This window comes from Novosphingobium sp. BL-S-20 (assembly GCF_055521635.1).
Map to the genome: position 1 here is coordinate 994,479 of NZ_CM145493.1, position 22,117 is coordinate 1,016,595.

The 22,117-nt window shown below is 65.4% G+C and carries 21 protein-coding genes; 11 read left to right on the forward strand and 10 right to left on the reverse strand.

The genetic code is table 11. The annotated features are described in order from the left end of the window. Positions 1-30 precede the first annotated feature (30 nt). The gene (locus tag ACZ1II_RS04265; protein WP_465143181.1) at positions 31-954 is read right to left on the reverse strand and encodes a LysR family transcriptional regulator; all 924 of its coding nucleotides are present in this window, start codon (positions 952-954) and stop codon (positions 31-33) included. A 309-nt stretch (positions 955-1,263) separates the two neighbouring features. Between ACZ1II_RS04265 and ACZ1II_RS04270 the strand changes: the two genes are divergently transcribed. Next, positions 1,264-2,043 carry an energy transducer TonB gene (locus tag ACZ1II_RS04270; protein ID WP_465143182.1) on the forward strand — a complete coding sequence of 260 codons (780 nt, stop codon included), beginning with the start codon at positions 1,264-1,266 and terminating at the stop codon, positions 2,041-2,043. A gap of 6 nt (positions 2,044-2,049) precedes the next feature. On the opposite strand, the gene ACZ1II_RS04275 is transcribed toward ACZ1II_RS04270, so the two are convergent. After that, positions 2,050-2,694: a cysteine hydrolase family protein gene (locus ACZ1II_RS04275; RefSeq protein ID WP_465143183.1), complete on the reverse strand. Its 645-nt coding sequence runs from the start codon at positions 2,692-2,694 to the stop codon at positions 2,050-2,052. A 96-nt stretch (positions 2,695-2,790) separates the two neighbouring features. Here ACZ1II_RS04275 and ACZ1II_RS04280 point away from each other — a divergent pair, with 96 nt between their 5' ends. Together ACZ1II_RS04280 and pncB are read left to right on the forward strand one after the other, a co-directional pair. Continuing rightward, the gene (locus ACZ1II_RS04280; protein ID WP_465144525.1) at positions 2,791-3,918 is read left to right on the forward strand and encodes an IS5 family transposase; all 1,128 of its coding nucleotides are present in this window, start codon (positions 2,791-2,793) and stop codon (positions 3,916-3,918) included. Between the two features lie 151 nt (positions 3,919-4,069). Further along, on the forward strand, positions 4,070-5,374 hold the full coding sequence (pncB, locus tag ACZ1II_RS04285; protein ID WP_465143184.1) for a nicotinate phosphoribosyltransferase: 1,305 nt from the start codon (positions 4,070-4,072) through the stop codon (positions 5,372-5,374). Positions 5,375-5,380: 6 nt separating this feature from the next. Here the strand turns inward: pncB and ACZ1II_RS04290 are convergent, their stop codons facing one another. Further along, positions 5,381-6,259 carry a class I SAM-dependent methyltransferase gene (locus ACZ1II_RS04290; protein ID WP_465143185.1) on the reverse strand — a complete coding sequence of 293 codons (879 nt, stop codon included), beginning with the start codon at positions 6,257-6,259 and terminating at the stop codon, positions 5,381-5,383. A 68-nt stretch (positions 6,260-6,327) separates the two neighbouring features. After that, positions 6,328-8,157, reverse strand: coding sequence for a sensor domain-containing diguanylate cyclase (locus ACZ1II_RS04295; protein ID WP_465143186.1), 1,830 nt, complete (start codon positions 8,155-8,157; stop codon positions 6,328-6,330). 305 nt (positions 8,158-8,462) lie between these two features. Between ACZ1II_RS04295 and ACZ1II_RS04300 the strand changes: the two genes are divergently transcribed. Continuing rightward, the gene (locus tag ACZ1II_RS04300) at positions 8,463-10,352 is read left to right on the forward strand and encodes a bifunctional sugar phosphate isomerase/epimerase/4-hydroxyphenylpyruvate dioxygenase family protein (protein ID WP_465143187.1); all 1,890 of its coding nucleotides are present in this window, start codon (positions 8,463-8,465) and stop codon (positions 10,350-10,352) included. 42 nt (positions 10,353-10,394) lie between these two features. On the opposite strand, the gene ACZ1II_RS04305 is transcribed toward ACZ1II_RS04300, so the two are convergent. From ACZ1II_RS04305 to ACZ1II_RS04330, 6 genes are read right to left on the reverse strand one after another with little or no spacing between them, the layout of a single operon-like run. After that, positions 10,395-11,012: a riboflavin synthase gene (locus ACZ1II_RS04305; protein WP_465143188.1), complete on the reverse strand. Its 618-nt coding sequence runs from the start codon at positions 11,010-11,012 to the stop codon at positions 10,395-10,397. A 2-nt stretch (positions 11,013-11,014) separates the two neighbouring features. Beyond that, a complete protein-coding gene (ribD, locus tag ACZ1II_RS04310) occupies positions 11,015-11,998 on the reverse strand; it encodes a bifunctional diaminohydroxyphosphoribosylaminopyrimidine deaminase/5-amino-6-(5-phosphoribosylamino)uracil reductase RibD (protein ID WP_465143189.1) in 984 nt (327 codons plus the stop codon). Next, positions 11,998-12,489: a hypothetical protein gene (locus tag ACZ1II_RS04315; protein WP_465143190.1), complete on the reverse strand. Its 492-nt coding sequence runs from the start codon at positions 12,487-12,489 to the stop codon at positions 11,998-12,000. The genes ribD and ACZ1II_RS04315 overlap by 1 nt, the downstream gene beginning before the upstream one ends. Positions 12,490-12,522: 33 nt before the next feature. Next, positions 12,523-13,209 carry a M48 family metallopeptidase gene (locus tag ACZ1II_RS04320; protein ID WP_465143191.1) on the reverse strand — a complete coding sequence of 229 codons (687 nt, stop codon included), beginning with the start codon at positions 13,207-13,209 and terminating at the stop codon, positions 12,523-12,525. Positions 13,210-13,251: 42 nt separating this feature from the next. After that, positions 13,252-13,794, reverse strand: coding sequence for a YcgN family cysteine cluster protein (locus ACZ1II_RS04325; protein WP_465143192.1), 543 nt, complete (start codon positions 13,792-13,794; stop codon positions 13,252-13,254). Continuing rightward, positions 13,782-14,396, reverse strand: coding sequence for an SCO family protein (locus ACZ1II_RS04330; protein WP_465143193.1), 615 nt, complete (start codon positions 14,394-14,396; stop codon positions 13,782-13,784). The genes ACZ1II_RS04325 and ACZ1II_RS04330 overlap by 13 nt, the downstream gene beginning before the upstream one ends. A gap of 100 nt (positions 14,397-14,496) precedes the next feature. Here ACZ1II_RS04330 and ACZ1II_RS04335 point away from each other — a divergent pair, with 100 nt between their 5' ends. From ACZ1II_RS04335 to ACZ1II_RS04365, 7 genes are all read left to right on the forward strand, one after another. Further along, positions 14,497-15,141: an ankyrin repeat domain-containing protein gene (locus ACZ1II_RS04335; protein ID WP_465144526.1), complete on the forward strand. Its 645-nt coding sequence runs from the start codon at positions 14,497-14,499 to the stop codon at positions 15,139-15,141. Between the two features lie 8 nt (positions 15,142-15,149). Further along, complete coding sequence (locus ACZ1II_RS04340) at positions 15,150-15,803, forward strand: COQ9 family protein (RefSeq protein WP_465143194.1); 654 nt, start codon at positions 15,150-15,152, stop codon at positions 15,801-15,803. Between the two features lie 84 nt (positions 15,804-15,887). After that, the gene (locus ACZ1II_RS04345) at positions 15,888-16,127 is read left to right on the forward strand and encodes a FeoA family protein (RefSeq protein ID WP_465143195.1); all 240 of its coding nucleotides are present in this window, start codon (positions 15,888-15,890) and stop codon (positions 16,125-16,127) included. Beyond that, a complete protein-coding gene (gene feoB / locus ACZ1II_RS04350) occupies positions 16,124-17,968 on the forward strand; it encodes a ferrous iron transporter B (protein ID WP_465143196.1) in 1,845 nt (614 codons plus the stop codon). The genes ACZ1II_RS04345 and feoB overlap by 4 nt, the downstream gene beginning before the upstream one ends. A gap of 82 nt (positions 17,969-18,050) precedes the next feature. Continuing rightward, the gene (gene ssb, locus ACZ1II_RS04355) at positions 18,051-18,644 is read left to right on the forward strand and encodes a single-stranded DNA-binding protein (protein WP_465143197.1); all 594 of its coding nucleotides are present in this window, start codon (positions 18,051-18,053) and stop codon (positions 18,642-18,644) included. 291 nt (positions 18,645-18,935) lie between these two features. Further along, entirely contained in the window at positions 18,936-21,338 is a 2,403-nt protein-coding gene (locus tag ACZ1II_RS04360; protein WP_465143198.1) for a TonB-dependent siderophore receptor, read from the forward strand. Positions 21,339-21,348: 10 nt separating this feature from the next. Further along, entirely contained in the window at positions 21,349-22,104 is a 756-nt protein-coding gene (locus ACZ1II_RS04365; RefSeq protein WP_465143199.1) for a TonB family protein, read from the forward strand. Positions 22,105-22,117: the final 13 nt, after the last annotated feature.

A 22,117-nucleotide genomic window follows, 5' to 3' on the forward strand; every position in this document is an offset into this window, starting at 1 on the left:
CGCAGGCCAACAATCAAGATCGGATATCGACTATTCAGGAATCGCGCGCGTCGGCTGTAGCTTGCATATTCGGGCCAGCCGTTCGCGAAGCCACTGTGCGGCGGGATCGCGGTGGCTGCGCTCGTGCCAGAGCAGCCAGTATTGCAGCAGGCCGAGTTCGGACGGCGCAGGGCGTGTGGCCAGTCCGTCGTGCTCGTCGAACCGGGCGGCGGCGCGGGAGGGCAGGACCATGACCAGGTCGCCCGCCGCCAGCATGTCCGGCGCAAGGGCGAAGTATGGCAGGCTGGCCACGACCTTGCGCGCGGCGGCGGCGGGGCCGAGCGTGACCGTCACCCGGTCCAGTTCCGCTTCGCTCACGGTCAGGCCGAGATGAGGATGGGCCAGGAATTCATCGACGGAAACCGGCGCCGTTTTTCGTGCCAGCGGATGGTCTGTGCGGGTGACGCAGAGGAACTGATCCTCGAACAACAGGTCGCGGTGCAGCTGTGCGGGATCATGGTCGAGACCGGAGATCGCAAAGTCGATATCGCCTTCGGCCAGCGCGCGGTGGGTGGCGTGGCTCAGCGGCACGATGTCGATGGCGATCGCGGGCGCTTCCTTGCGCAGCGTCGCCATGGCGGGAAGAAGCACGGACATGACGCCGAAATCGGTGGAAGCCACGCGGAAACGGCGTTCGACGTGGGCGGGGTCGAAACTTTCCTCCACCAGCAGGGCGGACGTGGTTGCCATCCAGTCCGCCAGCCGGCCTACCAGTTCCTCGCCCCGGCGCGTGCGGGCCATGCCGCTGCCCGAGCGTACCAGCAGCGGGTCCTTGAGCGCGGTGCGCAGCTGCGAAAGCGAGCGGCTGACGCTCGGCTGGCTGACCCCCAGCGCAAGAGCGGTGCCGCTGACGCTCTTTGTCTTGAGCAACAGGGTCAGGGTCAGAAGCAGGTTGGGAGAGATCGGCAGCGCCATGGTTCGCGATTATTGCAACTTGCTCTCAGTCGCAATAATCGCGAATCGGGTCGGCAGCGCTTTATTTCGACCTGCTCACCGAGGCGAAAGGCAGTGGAAACACCGCGGAAACAAAGGGGTGTTGCTTGGTTGGGGCCAACGATAACGCGCCAGGCGCCCTCGTGACATGAATTCGGAAGCATTCGCGCCGGAGTGGGCCCGATTCGCACTCGACCGGCGCACTCTCTTAAGCTATGCGAATGACTCGCATTAGCCGGGTCGAAAGGGCGACCCTGTGGATTTGATCGCTCGGGGTTAGATCGTTTGACCATGTACGCCACCATTCCTCACCCGGACGCGCTGGCGCCGGATTTCCCGGCAAGCGCCCCGGTCCCGCAACCGCGACCGCAGGCTGACATCGTCGCCTTTCAAGCGCCCTGGATCGCTTCGCGCTATGGGGAAAGCCGCAGACCCAATCTTGCGGCCATGCTGGGCGCTACCGCCATCGTCGGCGGCATGATCGCCTCCATGCTGGCGCTCAACATCGTCCAGGCCCATCGCGCGTCTCCCAAGCGGCTGGTCGTCGCCGATCTTCAGCAGCTCAAGCCGCCGCCACCTCCCCCGCCGCCCAAGCCCCAGCCGCAGCCGGAAAAAGTGACTGTGCAGCCGGTCTCTCCGGTCGTGGTGCCGCCGCCGCCGATCGTGCTGACTGCGGCCCCGGCCACGATCAGCACGTCGCCCGAGCCGCCCGTGGTGCAGGTCGCGGTGCCCGGCCCGCCCGCGCCGCAGACCCGGAGCGTCGCCGTGGCCCCGGCCCCGCGTATCGAGAATGCCGGTGACCTTTCCTCGAAGATGATCTCGGCCGAACCGCCGCGCTATCCCGTGGATTCGCGTCGCAAGCACGAGCAGGGCACGGTGGTGCTGATGGTGATCCTGGGCGTCGACGGCACGGTGGCGGATATCTCGGTTTCGAAGAGCAGCGGCTTCGACCGGCTCGACAAGGCCGCGCTTTCCGCGGTGCGACGCTGGAAATGGTCTCCCACCAAGCGTGACGGCGCGGCGGTCATGGTGCGCGGGCTGGTCGAGATTCCCTTCGTCCTGCGGACCTGACCTTCGCTATCCGGCAGGCACCGAGCGTTCTTGGCCGCGCAGCAGCGCGACCACGGCGGCGGCCTCCATGCCGATCCCGCGCGTCAGCGAGGCAGGCAACTCCACACGGAATCCGCGTGCCAGCAGTCCCTCTATCGCCCATTTCACGCAGAAGTCCGCGGCAACGCCGACCACGGTAACATCGCAAAGACCCTCCGCGGCGAGGCTTGCGAAGAAGGCCTCTCGGTCTATCTCTCCACTTTCTTCCCCTAGCGGTTTCAGCGAGAGGCCCGGCTCGGCCCACATGTCGAACACCCCCTTGTCCAGCGTGTAGACTGGGATCGAGGCCGCGATGGCACCCGCGTCGAGCACACTCTCCCAGCCCGGCGTGCCGTGGACGCAGTGGATCGGGAACTGCGCGCTTTCGGGCGACCCGGCGTAGACTTCGGGAACATGGGTGTCGAACGTGAGCAGCACGCCCGCCGTGGTTTCCGGGGTAAGCGCGGCAAGCCAGTCCTGCATCGGCGCAACGATCGCTTCGGCGTCCGGAACCGGCAGGGCGCCGGAGGCGTGCACGAAGTCACCCTGCATGTCGACGACGATGACGAAGCGCTTCCCGCCGGAAACCGGAAGCGGAGTTGCCGAAAGTTCGATCGCGGGAAGGTTTGTCATTGGCGCATATCGTCCTAACAGGTCGCGGAAAAAGGAACTTCCCTTGAGGCCGTTGAGGTGATTCAAGTCGCCTCGACCGAGGTTGAAGGATTGAAGATGCGCGGCGGCGATCACCGGAGCGAAGGGCTGTTTTCTTACGTGAGCTGCGAAGCTCGGGTACCGGCGGATCATCCGCTGCGGGCAATCCGTGCAATTGTCGACGAGGCGTTTGAGGTGATGTCGGGGGATTTCGACGCGATGTACTCGCGTATTGGCCGGCCGTCGATCCCGCCCGAGAAGCTGCTGCGTGCGCTGCTGCTGCAGGCCTTCTATACGATCCGCTCGGAACGCCAGCTGATGGAGCAGATGGATTACAATCTGCTTTTCCGCTGGTTCGTAGGGCTGGCGATGGATGCGCCGATCTGGGATGTGACGGTCTTCACCAAGAACCGCGAGAGGCTGCTTGGCGGCGATATCGCCGCCAAGTTTCTGTCCGCGATCGTAGGGCAATCGCGCGTGCAGGCGCTGCTGTCAGACGACCACTTCTCGGTGGACGGTACGCTGATCGAAGCCTGGGCGAGCATAAAGAGCTTCAGGCCCAAGGATGACACCGCCTCGGACGGTGACGACGACGACAGCGCTTCGGGTACCGGACAAAACGGTCACGCCAAGGCCAAGGGGCGCAATGCTGAGCGCGATTTCCATGGCGAGAAGTGGAGCAACCTCACCCACGCCTCAACCACCGATCCTGATGCCCGGCTATTCAAGAAGGCACGCGGTCAGGCCGCGAAGCTGTGCCACATGGCCCATGTCCTCATGGAAAACCGGCACGGTCTGGTTGTGGATGCAACGCTCACCCATGCCACGGGCACGGCCGAACGGGAGGCCGCGCTGACCATGCTTAGCCGTATGAAGGGGCGTCATCGCATCACGCTGGCGGCAGACAAAGCCTACGATACCGTCCACTTCGTCGCCGCGTTGCGCGAGATCGGAGTTACCCCGCACGTGGCACAGAACGTCAATGGCAGGCGCTCCGCCATTGATGGGCGCACCACCCGCCACCCTGGTTACGCGGTTTCTCAGCGGATCAGGAAACGGATCGAAGAGGTCTTTGGCTGGGCCAAGACCAGCGGAAACCTGCGCAAGACCCGACATCGAGGGCAAGCCCGCGTGGGGTGGAACTTCACATTGACCGCTGCGGCTTACAATCTCATCAGGCTACCAAAGCTGCTGGTGGCAGCATAACTGTGCCCGAAATCCGCAGAAAGAAGGGTCCTGGCAAGCGCGGCAGTCAACAGATACCGATGACACCACCCCGTTGGCGCTAAACCTAATCAAAATCAGGCGCTCAAACGGTCCGAAACTGACTTTTTCCGCGGCGTGCTAAGACTGGCTCATGGTCTATACGGATATTGCAACCCGCACCTACAATCACAACTGGCGGCTCGATCCGATCGTGCGCAGCCTGCTCGATACGGACTTCTACAAGCTGCTGATGTTGCAGATGGTCCGGCATCTCTATCCGGATGTGCAGGCGACTTTCGAGCTGATAAATCGCACGAAGTCGGTACGACTGGCGGAAGTGATCGACGAGGCGGAACTGCGCGCCCAGCTCGACCATGCGCGCACGCTGCGCTTCGGCAAGAAGGAGCTGATCTGGCTGGCGGGCAACAGCTTCTACGGCAAGGCGCAGATGTTCAGTCCGGATTTCATCGCCTGGCTCGCCGATTTTCGCCTGCCCGAATACGAATTGCGCAAGGTCGAGGGCCAGTACGAACTGCGCTTCGAAGGCCCGTGGACCCATACGATGATGTGGGAGATTCCCGCGCTGGCCATCGTCAACGAACTGCGTTCGCGCGCGGCGATGAAGGATCGCGGCCGGTTTGCGCTCGACGTGCTCTATGCCCGCGCCAAGGCCAAGCTCTGGGAGAAGGTGGAGCGGCTCGCCCAGCTTCCCGATCTCGTCCTTTCGGATTTCGGCACGCGGCGGCGGCATGGTTTCCTCTGGCAGCGCTGGTGCGTGGAGGCGCTGAAGGAGGGGCTGGGCAGCCGCTTCATCGGCTCCTCCAATGTCCTGCTGGCGATGGATGCCGATCTCGAGGCCATCGGCACCAATGCCCACGAACTGCCGATGGTGCTGGCGGCGCTGGCGGACAGCGACGAGGAACTGCGGCAGGCGCCCTACCGCGTGCTCAAGGACTGGAGCGATCACTACGGCGGCAATCTGAGGGTGGCGCTGCCCGATGCCTTCGGTACGGCCTCGTTCCTCGAACGCGCGCCCGACTGGGTGGCGGACTGGACCGGCTTCCGCCCCGACAGTGCCCCGCCGATCGAGGGCGGGGAGCAGATCATTCGCTGGTGGCAGGAAAAGGGCCGCGATCCGAAGAGCAAGCTGCTGATCTTCTCCGACGGTATGGACATCGACAGCATCGAGGCGACCTATCGCCACTTCCACGGCCGCGTGCGCATGAGCTTCGGCTGGGGCACCAACCTCACCAACGACTTCCGTGGCTGCGCGCCGTTCGAGACGGCGGACCTCGACCCGATTTCGCTGGTCTGCAAGGTCGTATCGGCGAACGGGCGTCCGGCGGTGAAGCTCTCGGACAACCCGGCCAAGGCGACCGGCAGGCCGGACGAAATCCAGCGCTATCTGCGCGTGTTCGGTGAGGCGGGCCGAGTGGCGAGCGCGGTCTCGGTTTAGGGCTGGTCAACCCGTAGGATTGCGCGCGGTGACGATCCAGGCCGCGCCGTCGATCATTACCGAGGTCTCGCCGGGGCGCTGCGCGAAAGCCTGACGCACGGCCGAGGCGGCACGTTCGCGCAAGTCCTGCGATCGGTCGGCCAGCGCGCGGGACAGCGGGCCGACTGCGAAGGCCATGGCCACGGCATCGTCCAGCGCGGCCTCGCGGTTCTCGCCGCGGCCGAAAGGAATGTCGTGGTCGAAGGGCAGGACCGTCACATCGGCAAAGCCCGCCTGGCCGAGGATGCGTTCGATGCGGTCTGCGTCGCCGAAGGAGAACGGACCGGGCGCTTCCGGATCGGGTGCCGGCGGAGTGGGAACCAGATCCGCGATCGCGCCCATCGGCAGGCGCACCCAGTCGTTCTCCGCCGCTCCGCGCCAGCAGACGAAGGCGAGCCGTCCGCCTGGCTTCAGGGCGCCGCGCATATGCGTGAAAGCGCGGGCGGGGTCGTCGAAGAACATCACGCCGAAACGGGAGAACAGCAGGTCGAAGGCGGTCTGCGGCAGCAGCGCCTCGCCCGCATCGGCCCGTTCGAAGGAGATGGAGGTATCGGCTGGCGCGATCCGGCGTGCTCGGTCCAGCAAGGCCTGCGAGATGTCGACGCCGAGTACCCGCCCGCCGGGGCCGACCTTGCGGGCGAGCGCGAAGCTGGTCGCGCCCGCGCCGCAGCCGATGTCGATCACCTGTTCGCCCACTGCCGGAGCGGCGGCGGCAAGCGCTTCGGTGCCGAAGACTTCCAGCATCGCATCGAGTCGCATCTGGTTCGAGACCCAGTTGTCGCCGGTAGAGCCGTTCCAGTCGGAAACCCTGTGAATTCGGGCTTCCGCCGCTTCTGCCTGTCTCATTGCCAAACCTTATTTGCGAATCGTTCGCAAATCTTAGGGGCACTACGCGGCGAAGCAATCCCCGGTGTTCAGCCGGTTGCGGCAGAGGGCGTTGTTTCCTTGCTCTCCCCTGCCAGCACGATGCGGTTGCGGCCTTCATCCTTGGCGCGCAGCAGGGCTGCGTCCGCCGTGGCAATCAGCGCATGTGCTGGGCCGTGGTCCGGATATGTCGCAACGCCGATCGAGACCGAGACCGGGCCGAGCGGCACCCCGTCATGCACCAGCGTCATCGCCAGGATGCGGTCCTGGATCAGGCGGGCGCGGTCGAGCGCCCGGTCGCGGTCGCAGCCGGGCAGGAGCAGCAGGAATTCCTCGCCGCCGTAGCGGAAGGCGATGCCGTCCTCGCGCACCGCATTGTCGAGAGCGCCGGCAACCGAACGGATCGTCATGTCCCCGGCATCATGGCCATGGCGGTCGTTGAGCTGCTTGAAGTGGTCGATATCCACCATGAGGCAGCTCAGCGGCGTCTTCGAGGCATCGGCCTGGGCGACGTTGCGGCGCAGGGTATCGGCCAGTTCATGCCGGTTGCGCAGGCCCGTCAGCGCGTCGAACAGTGCCTTTTCATGGAGGGCGTCGCGCAGCTTGAGATTGGCGAGCGCCAGCCCCACCGTTTCCGACATCAGCTCGATATAGACCTGGGTGTTGCCGTTCGGCCCGCGCCGGTCCGCGTCGTTCCCGTCCGCTACGTTTTCCAGCACCAGCAGGCCGATCGTCTCGCCCTGTGCGGTAAGCGGCACGCAGACCGTGGCCTCTGCGGTCTCCGGTGGGACGTGTTTGCAAGGCACGTCCACGAGATCGCCGCCGGGCATGTGTGACTGACCGCGCCGCAACGCCCAGCAATCGTCGGGGGTGAAGGCCGCATCGCTGCCGTGGGGCGACTGCCATTCGGACGCGCAGGCCATCATCCCCAGCCGGGTGTCGAGCGTGTAGAGCCGCCCGGCAAGTTCCGGCGCGATTCTGGGGGCGAAGAGGCGCACGACTTCGAACAGGTCCGCTACCGACTCGCAGCCCTGCAACCGCTGGGTCATGCGCGCCAGCAGGTCGCGGACGTGCCAGTCGGCATCGCGTTCGCGCTCCAGCCGCTGGCGCTCGATGCCGTTCTCGCGGAAGACGCGGATCGCGTGGGCCATGTCGCCGATCTCGTCGATCTGCGAGATTTGCGGCGGCTCCACCGCATAGTCCTGGTCGGCCAGCCGGTTCACCACGTCGCTCAGCTTGACCACCGGCTTCAGGATACGGCGCTTGAGCACGAAGCCGAGCACGAACAGGAACAGCACGGCGGTGATCGCCACCATGAATTCCGAAACCGTGCGCAGACGCTGCGAGGCGCGGCTGGCTTCCTCGATCGCGCGGTCGGAACGGTTGTCGAGCATGTAGCGGAAGCGGCCCAGCAGGAAGTGCACGCGTTCCAGTTCGCGCTCGTATTCGGCGCCGAAAATGATCTTGTGGGCAGTGATCTCGTCTCCCGCCTTGATCGCGGCGATGGCCGCCTTCTGTTCGTCCTGGAGGGTCGCGGCCCAGCGCAGCCCTTCTTCGAGCGAGCGCAGTTCCTCTTCCTTTGCGCCATTGTCCTTGAGCCTCGCAAGGCGCTGCTCGACCGGCCCGATCGCCGTGAGCGTGCGGTTATAGGCAATCTCGTGGCTGGGGTCGCCGGTGACGGCTGCCAAACGCGCCTGATCGGTCAGCTGGGCTTCATCAGCCTCGACCTCGAAGGCGAGCTGGTCGAACAGATCGCGCTGCCGGACCGCCTCGCGTTCCACTCCGTCGGCATTGGAGGCCATGACCATGGTAACCCCGGCGGCGATCGTCAGGCAGACCGTCGCCCCGTAAGCCCAGTTGGTGATCGTCGCTATGCGCATGCCGTTTCCTGCTCCCCTGCCGCTCCTTGGAAGCACGAGCAGGTTCCTCCCATCTCATGCTCCTGCCGCAAAAATCTTGCCAGCGAGTAAACCACCGCATCGGACATGGTTGTCCCGACGCGGCCCATTCGTGACCTGCGAGGAGCGAGCTTCGCGCCATACTGTCACGCACAGACGTCGATACTGAAAAGACCGGATTTGCGGCTATTCCATAACAAGATGGCATGGGAGACTGCAACGATCCCGCTTCAATCGCGCCGCTTCCGGAGCGATATTGCAAGGATCACAATTCCGGGAAGATCGCCATGTCCAAGGCCGACACCAACGCCATCGCCACCGTCTCGCTGCGCGGCACGCTCGAAGAAAAGCTGAAAGCCGCGGCCGACGCGGGCTTCGACAGTGTCGAGATCTTCGAGAACGACCTGATCGGCTCGGCCCTGCGCCCGCGCGAAGTGCGCGCGATGATGGACGACCTCGGCATTCACTGCTCGCTCTACCAGCCGTTCCGCGATTTCGAAGGCATGCCGGGCGAGATGCGTGCCCGCGCCATGGACCGTGCCGAGCGCAAGTTCGACCTGATGGGCGAACTCGGCACCGACCGCATCCTGGTCTGCTCCAACTGCTCGCCTCATTCGCTGGGCGAACGGCAGCGCATCGTCGACGATTTTCGCGAACTGGGCGATCGCGCCGCCGCGCGCGGCATTCTCGTAGGCTACGAGGCGCTGGCCTGGGGCCGTCACGTCAACGATCACCGCGACGTCTGGTCGATCGTCAAGGAAGTCGACCACTCCGCCATCGGTATCATCCTCGACAGCTTCCACTCGCTTTCGCGCCGCATCCCCTGCGAGAGCATCCGTGACATTCCGGGCGACAAGATCGTCTACGTCCAGCTCGCCGACGCACCGCTGCTCGACATGGACTTGCTCTACTGGAGCCGCCACTTCCGCAACCTGCCGGGGCAGGGCGGACTGGACCTGCCGGGCTATGTCGCCGAGATCCTGCGCACCGGCTATGACGGGCCGCTTTCGCTGGAAATCTTCAACGACCGGTTCCGTTCGATTTCCTCGCGCCTCGTCGCGCAGGATGGGCACCGCTCGCTCCAATATGTCCGCGATGCCGCCCGGCGCCTGCTGGATCAGCCGACCACGATGCCCGCGCCGCAGCCGCCGCTCGGTGCCGAATTCGTCGAGTTCACCGCCAACGGCGAGGACGTGGCGCGGCTCGGTCACACCTTCCACACGCTCGGTTTCGTGCATGGCGGCACGCACCGCACCAAGAAGGTGACGCGCTGGCGGCAGGGCAACGTCAACCTCGTCATCAATGCCGAACCCAAGGGCTTCGCCAAGTCCTACCGCATCGTCCACGGCACCTCGATCTGCGCGATCGGCGTGCGGGTGAAGAACGCTGACGCGGTCATGGAGCGCGCCGCGGCGCTCGGTATCCGTGCCTATAGCCCCGAGGGCCGCCCCGGCCGCATGGCCATGCCCGCGCTGCGCGGCGTCGGCGGCAGCCTCGTCTACCTCGTCGAGGACGACGGCGCCGAAGCGCTCTGGGCGCGCGAATTCGAGGCGGTGCCGGTCGAGGATCTCACCGACGATGCCGGCGCACGCTCGATCGACCATCTCGCCGCCGTGGTCCACAACGACGAGTTCCTGTCCTGGCAGCTCTACTGGCGTGCGCTGTTCGGCCTCGAAGGGCGCGACGCCAACGATGTGATCGATCCCTCGGGTCTCGTTCATAGTCAGGCGCTACAATCGCCGGACGGGGGCTTCCGTCTCACCCTCAATGCCTCCGACGCACGCGAGACGCTGTCCTCGCGCTTCCTCGCGCAGGGCATGGGCGGCGGCTTCCAGCACGTTGCGCTTGCCAGCGACGACCTTCGGGCCACGGCTTCGGTGGTTCGCGCGCGGGGGGCGGCGATGCTCGACATTCCGGCGAACTACTACGACGATCTCGTCGCCCGCTTCGGCTTCGATGGCCACGTTACCGCGCGGATGGAAGAAGCCGGGATGCTCTATGACGAGGACATTGCGGGCAATGCCTATCGCCAGCTCTACAGCCGGGCGTTCGACAAGCTGTTCTTCTTCGAATTCGTGGAGCGGGGCGGCACTTATGTCGGATATGGCGCGCCGAATGCCGGGATCAGGCTGGCGGCGCAGAACCGTTATCGCGCGGTGGAGGAAGTCGCCGAATAGACGGGAGTCCCGAGCGGGTCGCCGGGACTCCCGACTTCGCCCTCATCCCCGTAGCGACTGCATCCGCTGCAGGTAACGGGCGAGCACGTCGATTTCGAGGTTCACCCCGTCACCGGCCTTGAGCGCGCCGATGGTCGTCACTTCGGCGGTGTGGGGGATGATGTTGAGCATGAAGTGGCAGGTGCCGTCGCTCTGGTCGGCCACGTCGTTCACGGTCAGCGAGACGCCGTCCACCGTGATCGAGCCCTTGGGCGCGAGGTAGGGAGCGAGCTGCGCCGGGGCGGCGATCACGAAGCGCAGCGAATCGCCCTCCGGCGTGATGCTGACCACGGTGCCGACACCGTCGACATGGCCGGTGACGATGTGCCCACCCAGTTCGTCGCCCAGCTTGAGCGCCTGCTCCAGATTGAGCGGTGTACCCTCTGCCCAGCGGTTCGCGACGGTGCGCGAGACGGATTCGGCGGAGATGTCCACCGCGAACCAGGCATCGCCTGCCACGCCGCCCTTGTCCACGACCGTCAGGCATACGCCCGAGCAGGCGATCGAGGCGCCCATCGCGATATGGGCGGGATCGAAGGGGCAGGTGATGACGGCGCGCAAGTCGCCGGTCTGGCGGGCTTCGCGAATCTGGCCGACGGCGGTGACGATTCCGGTGAACATGGCTACCTTTCGAGCGGCTGCTCTGATGAATGGGCGGTTTCGTAGACTTCCAGCGTGTCGCTGCCAAGCTGGCGTCGTTCGGTGAGGCGCCATTGGCCGTGTGCCTGATGAAGGCTGGCGAGACCGAAGTCGGAGAGGGCGGGGCGACCGCCGATGAGGATCGGGGCGCGGTAGATCAGCAGGCGATCGACCAGACCTGCCCGCAGAAACGCCGAAGCTGCACCCGCGCCGCCTTCGAGGAAGAGGTACTGGACGCCTTCCATCTCCGTGATCGCTTGCGGCGAGGAGAGGCGGTTCCAGCCTTGCGGGACATCGCCTCGGGTCAGAACCCAGCGCTGGGGGCTGCGGGCTTCGAGTCCGGGCAGTCGCACATCGAGGCGGGGCGTGTCGGCGTGCAGGGTGCCGCCGCCGACGAGGATGGCATCGGCTTTTGCGCGCATGGCGTGTGTATGGGCGCGGGCCTGCGGGCCGGTGATCCACTGGCTCTCGCCGCTGGCGAGGGCGATGCACCCGTCGAGCGAGAGCGCGAGCTTCAGCGTCACTTCCGGGCGGCCGAGGCGCTTGGAAACGAGATAGCCGGAGAGGCTGCGCTCGCAGGCGGGCGAGGGCAGGTATTCCGCTGCGATTCCGGCGGCGCGGATGCGGTCGAGACCGGCGCCAGACGTGCGCGGGTCGGGGTCCATGCAGCCGATCACGACCCGCGCGACGCCGGAGGCGCAGACGAGATCGGCGCAGGCGGGGCCGCGCGGCGACTGGTGGGCGCAGGGTTCTAGTGTGACATAGAGCGTGGCGCCGCGTGCTTGGTCACCGGCGGCGGCCAGCGCCACGGCTTCGGCATGGGGGCGACCGCCAGGCTGTGTCCAGCCCCGCGCGACGACTTTGCCATGCCTCACGAGCACTGCGCCGACGCCGGGATTGGGGCTGCTCGCAGGCCGGGCGCGCGCGGCAAGGGCTGCGGCGGCGGCAAGCCAGCGGGCGTCGTCCATCACTGCTGCGTCGGAACCTGATCGACTTGCGGCAGGGTGCGGCCTTCGGGCAGGCGCGGCTTGCCGATGCGCTCGGCCTCGGCCTTCTTGCGCGCGGCTTCCTCGATTTCGGCGTCGCGGGCGATCTTGTCCACGTCCATCCCCGAATAGCGGCCGATGGTCTTGTAGATCTCGCGCACTTCCTTATCGCGCTTGGCCTGTTCGGCGGCCCAGGCTTCCTTGCGCTTCTGGTTTGCGATGTTCGAGGCCAGGATTTCGGCGTCCGTCTGATGTTCGGGAAGGACCGAGATATAAGTGATCTTCGGCGGCGGATGCGGCCCGCGCGCCTCCTGGGTCGACATGAGATAGAAGACCGAGAAGGTGCAGGCGCCGGACACCGCGGCGATGCGCCAGCGGTTGCCGCCCGCTTGTTTCCACACGGCGCGGAAATCCGCGATCATGCCGACGGGATTTACGTCTTTCCAGTAACCAGAACGCTTGAACAGAGCCATGTGGCGCTATGTAGGGACTAATGCGCGCGAACGCTAGCCGAACGGCACATAGAGCGACCGGCCATTTTCCTTCAGCCAGCGATTGGCGGAAGGGACGCTCCCTTCGAAGATTTCGCCCAGGAAATCATGGAATGCGGGCGAGTGGTCGAAGTGGACGAGGTGCGCGACTTCGTGCGCTACCACCGAGCGGCGTACCGGGTCGGGCGCCATGATGAGCCGCCAGTTGATGCGAATCGAGCCATCGGCGGCGCAGCTTCCCCAGCGCCGCGCGGCGCTTGACAGTGCAAGCGAGGGCATCTGCTGTCCGGCGCGCGCGCAATATTCGGCAAGATCGACGGCGAGCACTTCGCGCGCCTCGCCTTCCAGCCAGCGCTTGAGCCGCGCGGAGAGCGAGCCTTCCGGCCCGCCGACCAGCAGGAAGCCATCGTCGGGTACCGGGCGGCGCGGCAGGGCGCTGTCGTGGCGGATCGTGAAGCGGTGGCCCCGGAAATCGAGCATGGCGCCATCCGAGAGCGGGCGCGCCTCGGGCAGGGCCTCGATCTGAATGGCCAGCCAGGATCGTTTGGAGCGGGCGAATTCCAGCGCGTCTTCGGTGCGGGTCCAGCGCGGGACCGAGATGCGGATTTCGCTGCCGTCCGGGGCAAGGCGCATGGTCATGCGGCGGGCCTGGGCCAGCCGGCGGATCACCACTGGAACCTGCCGCCCGGCCAGTTCGATCATCGGTTCTTCGGAAGGGTCTCGGCGCAGCCAGTCGAGCACGGGTCAGTCGGTCTCTCGCCCGATTTCACCCCGTTCGACTTCCCAGGGCGCGGGGCCTTCGGCTTCCAGATATTCGTCCTCATCCTCGCCATAGGGCCAGACGATATGGTTTTCGAGCGGACCGGCCACCGTCTCGCTGATCGCCTTGCCCGCCACCGACATGCCCGCCTTGTGCACCGCCTCGCGGTCTCCGCAAACGAGGTAGTGCCATTCGGGCAGCGGATCGCCGTCGGCGCGCAGGCGATAGGCGCAGCTCGGCGGCAGCCAGGCGAGGTTGCCGGCCGACTTGGGCGTGAGCTTCAGGCAATCCGGCACGAACTTGTGGCGATGCGGATAGTCGCTGCACTGGGCGGTCTTGAGGTTGAGCAGCTTGCAGGCGACATTGGTGTGGTAGATTTCGCCGGTATCGGCATCTTCCACCTTGTGCAGGCAGCACTGACCGCAGCCGTCGCAGAGCGCTTCCCACTCTTCGCGGCTGAGCGTCTCGATCGGGCGTTCCCAGAAAGGCTTGGTCCCGGAAGGTTTGCCTGCGTTCACTTCACCCACTTCGCCAGTTCGGCAGATACCGCTTCCGGTCCCTTGTCGACCGGCAGCATCGCGATCGGCTTGCCGTCCGGGTCCATCAGGTAGGCAATGCGGCTGTGGTCCATCAGGTAGCCGCCCGGAGTCGATTCGCCCTTCTTGTAATACACGGCGAAGGCGCCTGCCGCCTGCTTGATCTGCGCAGGGGTGCCGGTGAGGCCGTAGAGGCGGGGGCCGAAGGCGGCGGTCCATTCGCCGACGACCTCGCGGGTGTCGCGCTCGGGGTCGATGGTGACGAAGATCGGCTGCACTTTCGCGGCCTCGGTGGCATGGGCCTTCTCGAACAGGGTGAACCCGCGCATCATCGCCTGGACGTCCATCGGGCAGGCATCCGGGCAGAAGGTATAGCCGAAGTAGACGATCCGCCACTTGCCCTTGAACGTGTCCCAGGTGACGGTCTTGCCATCCTTGTCGCTGAGGGTGAAAGGCCCGCCGATCTGCGCGCCTTCCAGCGGCGGCGCTTCGGTGGCGCTCTGCTGGCAGGCAGCTAGTGTCACGCTCAACGAAAGAGCGAGTGCGATCGGTGCAATGCGGCGCAGCAGGTATGTCATGGCGCCGCGCTTCATGCTCTGCTAGAGCCTGCGGTGCAAGGGTGCGATGCCGGAAGGGAAGGCCGGTTTTCACGGCCCCTCTGTCTGTCTGGAGGTATTTAAGGTGTCGAAGACCATGTCCGGGAACGTCTCGCAGCGCTCGCGCGGAATCCTGAAAGCGGGTCCTGTCAGGGCCGTGCTGGCCGCATTCGCGGCAGGCGTGCTGTTCGCTTCCCCCGCGCACGCCGATTTCTCCGATGGCTACAAGTTCCTCGAATCGGTGAAGAAAAAGGAAGGCGAGAAAGTCGAGCAGGCGCTCAGCGAGAACAGCCAGATCGTGAACGCGAAGGACGTGACGACCGGCGAGACCGCGCTGCTGATCGTCACCAATCGCCGCGACGCCACCTGGCTGGGCTTCCTCATCGGCAAGGGCGCGAACGTCAACGCCGCCGACGATCGCGGCCGCACCCCGCTGGCCGTCGCCGTCAGCCTGGGCTGGCGCGAGGGCGTGACGACGCTGCTGGAAAGCAAGGCCAACCCGGATACTTCGAACGACGCCGGTGAAACGCCGCTGATCTTCGCGGTCCATCGCAAGGACACCGACATGGTGAAGGCGCTGCTCGAAGCGGGTGCCAACCCCAACCGCGCCGACAATTCCGGCCGCAACGCGCGCGATTACGCGGCGCAGGAAGCACGGGGCAGCTCGCTCGCCAACCTCGTCGAGGAATATGCCAAGAAGAACGCGGGCAAGGCCAAGGCGATCTACGGCCCGACGTTCTGAGAACCATGATGGAACAGCCAGAAACTCTTGAGGCGCTGCGCCGCCAGCTTGCGCCCGCCATTGCCGATGCCGCCGTATTCGACGGCTGGACGATGGACGCGGTGCGTCAGGCTGCCGGGATGGCCGGAGTCGATACCGCGCTGGCAGAATTCGCATTCCGCGACGGACAGATGGCGATGATCGCCGCCTGGGTCAGCCATGTCGACGAGCAGATGGAGCGTACCACTCCGGCTGCTTCGCTGGCGGGCGTGTCCATCCGCGAGCGTATCCGCCGTCTGGTGATGGCGCGGCTCGATGCCGTCGCGGGCCGAGAGGAAGCGCTGAACCGGGCGCTGACGATCATGGCGATGCCGCAGAACCTGCGCACCTCGCTGCGGCTCGGCTGGCACAGCGCCGATGCCATGTGGCGCCTCGCGGGCGATACCGCGACCGACTACAACCACTATACCAAGCGCACGATCCTGGGCGGCATCTACGCCGCCACGCTGCGGGTCTTCGCCTCCGACAAGAGCGAGGACAAGGCCGAGACCCGCGCTTTCCTTGACCGCCGGATCGAGGGGATCATCCGCTTCGAGAAGACCAAGGCGCAGTTCCTTCGCGCGCCGGAAGAGCGGATCAGCCTGGTGCGGCTGCTGGGTCGGCTGCGTTATCCGGCGCGTTGATCTGAGGTCGGGCCGATCGAGGGCAGATTTGTTAGTTATTGCGAACAAGTTGCAATCGCTGCGCTGATCTGGCAGCGGAGCCGCATGACTCTCGATCTGCTCCCCATCGACCAGCGCGCTCGAATCGTCGCAGTGGACTGGAATGCTCTCGTTCCCGAAGAAGCCAAGCGCCTGCGCGCGCTCGGACTGGAGGAGGGGGCGACCGTTTCCGTGGCGCATCGCGGAGTCGCGGGGGGCAGGGACCCGATCGCCATCGCCATCGGCCGAATGACCATCGCCGTGCGCCGCGCCCATGCGTTGGCGATGGAGGTCTCGCCGCTATGAGTCGCCAGCGCAAGATCGCCCTCGTCGGCAACCCCAATGCGGGCAAGAGCGCGCTGTTCAATGCGCTGACCGGCGCGCGCCAGAAGATCGCGAACTACCCGGGCGTCACCGTGGAGCGCAAGTCGGGCCGCATGGTCCTGCCGACCGGCGAGCCGGTGGAAATGACCGACCTTCCCGGCGCCTATGGTCTCGACGCCACCAGCCCGGACGAGGAAGTGACCGCCAAGGTCATCGCCGGAAAGTTCGCCGGGGAAGCCGAGCCGGACGTTCTGGTCATCGTGCTCGATGCCTCCAACCTCGAACAGCACCTCGTTTTCGCGCAGGAACTGCTGGCGCTGGGTAAGCCTTCGGTGGTGGCGCTCAACATGGTCGACCTGGCCGAGCGTGACGGGCTGGTGCTCGATGCCGCCGTGCTGGAAGAGGAACTCGGCGTGAAGGTCGTGCCGACCGTCGCCGTGCGCCGCCGGGGCCTTGCCGAACTGGGCGAGGCGATCGCGTCCGCCGAAAGCCGCCATGCCGGACCGGGCCTTACCGACCTCGGGCCGACCGAGCGCCGCGTCGCTGCCCATGCCATGGCCAATGCCACGATCCTCTCGGAATCGAAGCAGCACCGCCTGCACGCGCGCCTCGACCGGGTTCTGCTGAACCCGTGGATCGGGCCGATCATCCTCTTCGCCTTCCTCTTCGTGATGTTCCAGGCGGTTTTCACCTGGGCGGCGCCTTTCGCCGATGCGCTGGATGCCAGTGTCGGGTACCTGCACGATACCGTGATGGGGGCGATGTCGCCCAGCTTGCTGCGCGGACTGCTGACCGACGGCGTGATCTCCGGCGTCGGTGCGGTGATCGTGTTCCTGCCGCAGATCGTCATCCTCTTCGCCTTCATCCTGGCGATGGAAGCCTCGGGCTACATGGCCCGCGCGGCGTTCCTGATGGATCGGTTGATGGCCTATGTCGGGCTTTCGGGCCGCAGCTTCATCCCGCTGCTCTCCAGCTTCGCCTGTGCCATTCCCGGCATCATGGCGACCCGATCGATCACCGACCCCAAGGACCGGCTCACGACGATCCTGATCGCCCCGCTGATGACCTGCTCGGCCCGCCTGCCGGTCTATGCCGTGATTATCGGCGCCTTCATTCCGAACACCGATCTCGGCTGGGGTATCGGCCTTCAGGGCGTGGTGCTTTTCGCGCTTTATGTGGCGGGCATCGTCGGGGCCATGGTGGTGGCGCTGCTGCTGCGCAGTTCGATCACCAAGGGCGCGGCTTCGGGCTTCATCATGGAAATGCCGAAGTACCAGTTGCCCCGGCTCAAGGACATGGCGATCGGCCTGTGGCAGCGCGCCTGGATCTTCCTGCGCCGCGCCGGCACGATCATCTTTACCGTCACCGTGGTGCTCTGGGTGCTGCTCAACTTCCCGCAGGCTAAACCGGGCGAGAGCCAGGTCGATGCCTCGATCGCGGGCAAGATCGCCAATGGCCTTGCCGTGGTGGTCGAGCCGATCGGCTTCAACCGCGACATGGCGCTGGCGCTGATCCCGGCCATGGCCGCGCGCGAAGTGGCGGTCTCCTCGCTGGCGACGACGTATGCCGTCGATGCCGGTGACGACGAGGACCAGCAGGCCGTGGAACTGGGCGACCGCCTGAAAGGCCGCTGGACCCTGCCGATGGCGCTGGCGTTCCTCGCCTGGTTCGTCTTCGCGCCGCAGTGCATGTCGACCATTGCCGTCACCCGCCGCGAGACCAACGGCTGGAAGTGGCCGGTCTTCATGCTCGCCTACCTGTTCGGCCTTGCCTATGTGGCGGCGGGTGTGACTTACTGGATCGCGGTCGGGGCTGGGTTGTAGAAAACCCGCTCAGGCAGACTCGCGCGGGGGCGCCCCATTCGCTACCCCGTTCGCCGAATTTATACAGGAAAGCGATTCCCTCATGGCAGGCAGCGTCAACAAGGTCATTCTGATCGGCAACCTCGGAGCCGATCCCGAAGTGAAGTCGTTCCAGAACGGCGGGCGCATTGCCAATCTGCGCATCGCCACCTCGGAAAACTGGAAGGACCGCGCCACCGGCGAGCGCAAGGAGCGCACCGAGTGGCACTCCGTCGTGATCCAGAGCGAAGGCCTGGTCGGCGTGGTCGAGCGGTTCCTGCGCAAGGGTTCGAAGATCTACATCGAAGGCCAGCTGCGCACGCGCAAGTGGCAGGACCAGAACGGTAACGACCGCTACACCACCGAAGTCTCGGTGGGCGGCATCGGCGGCGTGCTGACCATGCTCGACGGCGCCCAGGGCGGCTCCGGCGGCGGTGCGCGTGGTGGTTCCGGCGGGGGCTGGAACGAAGGCGGCTCTTCGGGCGGCGGCTACGGCGGCGGACGCTCGGGTGGTTCGTCGGCAGCCTCGTCGGGCGGCGATGATTGGGGACGCAGCGGTGGTTCGTCTTCGGGCGGTTCGTCGGGCGGCAGCGACTGGGGGCGCACCAGCAGCAGCGGCGGCTTCGGCGACGATCTGGACGATGACATTCCGTTCTGACCTCACATATTGATGTGAGGTCGCATCCAAAGCAGAAAGGCCCTGGTCGCAATTAGCGAGCAGGGCCTTTCTGTTGCGACCGGAAGCATCGTGGCGCTGCTTTCCCCTCGATGCATGGGCCGACCATCACGCACGCATCGGCCTTTCCGAAGGAAGGGTCGTTCCTCGCCGCCTCCCTGGAAGATTAATTTTCACCGTCCCCTTGGGTGTGCCGCTCCCTCAGGCGTCAAGAGCATGAACGTTGCGAATGACACGCAGCATCAAGCACCTGACTTTCGATACGGGGGAATAATGATTTCGAAATCCGGCAATTTTCTGGTCGCCGTTCTGCTCGGTAGCGTGGCGCCGCTGGCATTGACGATTCCAGTGGCCGCCGCCGCCCAGAGCACCGATCGGCAGAATTTTTCCATCCCGGCGCAGCCCCTGGAAGCGGCGCTGAGATCGTACATGCGCCAGTCTGCCGTACAGGTCGCCTATGAACCGAGCGATGTCACCGGCAGGTCGTCCGCTGCGATCTCGGGTTCGATGTCGCCCACCGAAGCGCTGTCCCGCCTGCTGGACGGAAATGGATTGACCGCGCGTTCGAATGGCGATGAGACGGTGAGACTGCAACGTCTGGCAAGCGACGGAAGCGGCGATGCAACGCAGCTCGGCCCGGTGCGCGTGCAGGGGGCTGCGGGTGCAGCCTCGGCGCAGACCCCGATTGAAACCGCCACCGGCCCGGTCCCCGGCTATCGCGCGACGCTCAGCGCCACGGCTACCCGTACCGATACGGCGGTTCGCGACGTTCCTGCCTCGATCCAGGTCGTTCCCCGCACGGTGATCGAAGATCAGGCCGCAGTCCGCCTGACCGACGTGCTACAGAACGTGTCGAGCGTGCAGATGAACGGCACCGCCGGCAATCGCGCGGAAACCTACAATATCCGTGGTTTCGTGGCCTCTCGCTACGCCATCAACGGTTTTGCGATCACCAGCCCGGCCGGACGACCCGAAGCCTTTCTCGACCTTGCCAATGTCGAGCGGGTGGAAGTCCTGAAAGGACCGGCATCGGTTCTGGTCGGCCTTACCGATCCGGGCGGCGTGATAAACATCGTCACCCGCGCACCCAGCCAGGCGTTCAGTGTCGATGCCTCCTTCCAGGGCGGTAGCTTCGATTTCTATCGCGGCGAAATTTCCGTCAGCGGTCCGCTCAATGCTTCGGGCACCCTGACCGCCCGCGCGACAGGCGCGATCCAGACCGATGGGGGCTTCCGCGACGAAGCCCGCGCCAGTGAGCGTGCTTTCGGCGGGGCGGCGCTGCGCTGGCAGCCCGATGCGCTGACGCAGGTCGATCTGAGCGCCGACTATCTCGATAGCAAGCAGCCCTTCGATCGCGGTCTCTATGCCGACGAGAACGGCAATTATCCCCATGACGCCAGTCGCTATCTCGCCGAAAAATGGTCGACTAACACCTCCGACAAGCTGATCCTGGGGCTTGCCGCGCAGCGGCAGGTAACGCCTTGGCTTATGCTGCGCTTCACCGGCCGCTACAGCGATGCGACATCCTTCGACAGCAATGGCGTCGACCTGCAGGGGCTGGAGGACGACAATCGCACCTTGCGCCGCCGTGTGACGACGCGCACCGAAGCGCCGGAAGAACTGACCATGCGCTTCGAGGGCCTCGTCGATGCCTTCACCGGCGGGATCGAGCATCGCATCATGCTGGGCGCGGAGCACAATCGCGGAGAATTCTCCTTCGATTCCGCCCGCGCCAATATCGGCTCCATCGATATCTATGAGCCGGTCTATGGTGCCACGCCGGTGCCGGTGACGCGCCAGAATGCCCGATACGACCGTGAAGCGCGAAATTGGGGTTTCTATATCCAGGATCAGATCAGCCTTGGCGAGAAGTGGAAGGCGCTTGTCGGGCTGCGCTATGATCGGGCGAAAAGTCATACCGACGATATCTTCAACGAGGAGGAGACCCGCACGGACGACGATGCTCTGACCTGGCGGGCTGGCTTGGTCTATCAACCGAGCACTGCCGTCTCGCTCTATGCCAGCTATTCGCGCAGCTTCATTCCTCAGCAGGGGCAGTTGATCGATCGCTCGCCGCTCGCCCCCGAAAAGGGCGAACAATACGAGGTGGGCGTAAAGCTTGACCTGGTTCCCGATGCCCTGACTTTGACCGGCGCCGTGTTCCAGATCACCAAGCGGAATGTCGCGACCGACGATCCCACCGATTCCGATTTTTCGATCCTGACCGGCGAACAGCGGGTACGCGGTGTCGAATTCGATCTTACCGGAGAAATCCTGCCGGGCTGGAACATCATTGCCAATGTCGGCTATCTCGATACCGCGATCACCCGCGACAACGTGTTTGCCATCGGCAATGAACTGACCGGCGTTCCCAAATGGAGCGGACGTCTTTGGACCAGCTATACCGTTGGGCAGGGCGCTCTCAAGGGACTGTCGGTCGCCGGGGGCATGCGCGTGGCGACGAAGCGGCAGATCGATCTCGACAACAGCTTCACGATCGAAGGTTACGAGACGTTCGACGCTTCGATCCGTTACGCCATCGATGAGCATTGGGAGCTGTCGGTAAATGCGCAGAACCTTACCGACCGCTTCTACATCGAAGGCGTGCAGAGCGAGAGCAACCTCTATCTCGGCACCCCGCGCCGCGTGACGGGCACGGTTCGCGCTCGTTTCTAGGAATGTTGCGATGGCAACCAATGTAGCATTGAGAATACCCGGCGAAGCTGCGGCCTCTCCCGAGGAATCGGGGGAGGCCTTGCGGCGCGCAGGGGAGTACCGACCGCGGCGATGGTCGCCGGTTTCATTGGGTCTGACGGCGTTGATCCAGTCGATCCCGGTGATCGTCGCCCTGTGGCTGTGGCAACCGGCGACGGTTCAGGTGGCTCCGGTACCGACACTTTCGGTCTATGACGTCACCCAGCCCGAAACGCCAGACGTCGAGCCTGCTCCCGAGCCGGAAGAGCCGGTCGACATGCCTCAGGCCGATGAAGCGCCCGCATCGCCTCAGCCGCTGCCAGAACCTGCGCCGGTTGCGCCGAAGATCATCCTTGCCGCGGGGCCTTCCAGGCCCGTCCGACCTCCTTCCGCCGAACCCGCAGAGGCGGCGCAGCCGGCAAGACCGGCGCCCCAGCGTTCCGCCTCGGCAGCTTCTTCGCAAAAGCCCGCAGACTGGCAATCGCACGTCCTCGGGCGGCTCAACGCGGTGAAATCCTATCCGGCCTCTGCCCGCGCGCGCCGTCAGCAGGGCGTCACCATGATCCGTTTCACATTGGACCGTCGGGGCGTGGTTCTCGAAGTTTCACTGGTGCAGAGTTCCGGCTTCGCCTTGCTCGATCGCGAGGCGGTTGCCTTGCCCAGGCGAGCATCCCCTCTACCGCCTCCTCCTGAGGACATGGCAGGGGAACGGATCGAACTGGTGGTGCCGGTGGAGTTCCATTTCTGATCGCCGATGCGAG

Bases quoted from the DNA above. Each gene is read 5' to 3' on its own strand.
- ACZ1II_RS04335 (WP_465144526.1), top strand. From the start codon at position 14,497: ATGTCCGGGAACGTCTCGCAGCGCTCGCGCGGAATCCTGAAAGCGGGT.
- ACZ1II_RS04300 (WP_465143187.1), top strand. From the start codon at position 8,463: ATGTCCAAGGCCGACACCAACGCCATCGCCACCGTCTCGCTGCGCGGC.
- ACZ1II_RS04290 (WP_465143185.1), bottom strand. From the start codon at position 6,259: ATGAGACAGGCAGAAGCGGCGGAAGCCCGAATTCACAGGGTTTCCGAC.
- ssb (WP_465143197.1), top strand. From the start codon at position 18,051: ATGGCAGGCAGCGTCAACAAGGTCATTCTGATCGGCAACCTCGGAGCC.
- ACZ1II_RS04340 (WP_465143194.1), top strand. From the start codon at position 15,150: ATGGAACAGCCAGAAACTCTTGAGGCGCTGCGCCGCCAGCTTGCGCCC.
- ACZ1II_RS04315 (WP_465143190.1), bottom strand. From the start codon at position 12,489: ATGGCTCTGTTCAAGCGTTCTGGTTACTGGAAAGACGTAAATCCCGTC.
- ACZ1II_RS04280 (WP_465144525.1), top strand. From the start codon at position 2,791: ATGCGCGGCGGCGATCACCGGAGCGAAGGGCTGTTTTCTTACGTGAGC.
- ACZ1II_RS04275 (WP_465143183.1), bottom strand. From the start codon at position 2,694: ATGACAAACCTTCCCGCGATCGAACTTTCGGCAACTCCGCTTCCGGTT.
- pncB (WP_465143184.1), top strand. From the start codon at position 4,070: ATGGTCTATACGGATATTGCAACCCGCACCTACAATCACAACTGGCGG.
- ACZ1II_RS04360 (WP_465143198.1), top strand. From the start codon at position 18,936: ATGATTTCGAAATCCGGCAATTTTCTGGTCGCCGTTCTGCTCGGTAGC.
- ACZ1II_RS04295 (WP_465143186.1), bottom strand. From the start codon at position 8,157: ATGCGCATAGCGACGATCACCAACTGGGCTTACGGGGCGACGGTCTGC.
- ACZ1II_RS04330 (WP_465143193.1), bottom strand. From the start codon at position 14,396: ATGAAGCGCGGCGCCATGACATACCTGCTGCGCCGCATTGCACCGATC.
- ribD (WP_465143189.1), bottom strand. From the start codon at position 11,998: ATGGACGACGCCCGCTGGCTTGCCGCCGCCGCAGCCCTTGCCGCGCGC.
- ACZ1II_RS04270 (WP_465143182.1), top strand. From the start codon at position 1,264: ATGTACGCCACCATTCCTCACCCGGACGCGCTGGCGCCGGATTTCCCG.
- ACZ1II_RS04265 (WP_465143181.1), bottom strand. From the start codon at position 954: ATGGCGCTGCCGATCTCTCCCAACCTGCTTCTGACCCTGACCCTGTTG.
- ACZ1II_RS04320 (WP_465143191.1), bottom strand. From the start codon at position 13,209: ATGATCGAACTGGCCGGGCGGCAGGTTCCAGTGGTGATCCGCCGGCTG.
- ACZ1II_RS04365 (WP_465143199.1), top strand. From the start codon at position 21,349: ATGGCAACCAATGTAGCATTGAGAATACCCGGCGAAGCTGCGGCCTCT.
- ACZ1II_RS04345 (WP_465143195.1), top strand. From the start codon at position 15,888: ATGACTCTCGATCTGCTCCCCATCGACCAGCGCGCTCGAATCGTCGCA.
- ACZ1II_RS04305 (WP_465143188.1), bottom strand. From the start codon at position 11,012: ATGTTCACCGGAATCGTCACCGCCGTCGGCCAGATTCGCGAAGCCCGC.
- feoB (WP_465143196.1), top strand. From the start codon at position 16,124: ATGAGTCGCCAGCGCAAGATCGCCCTCGTCGGCAACCCCAATGCGGGC.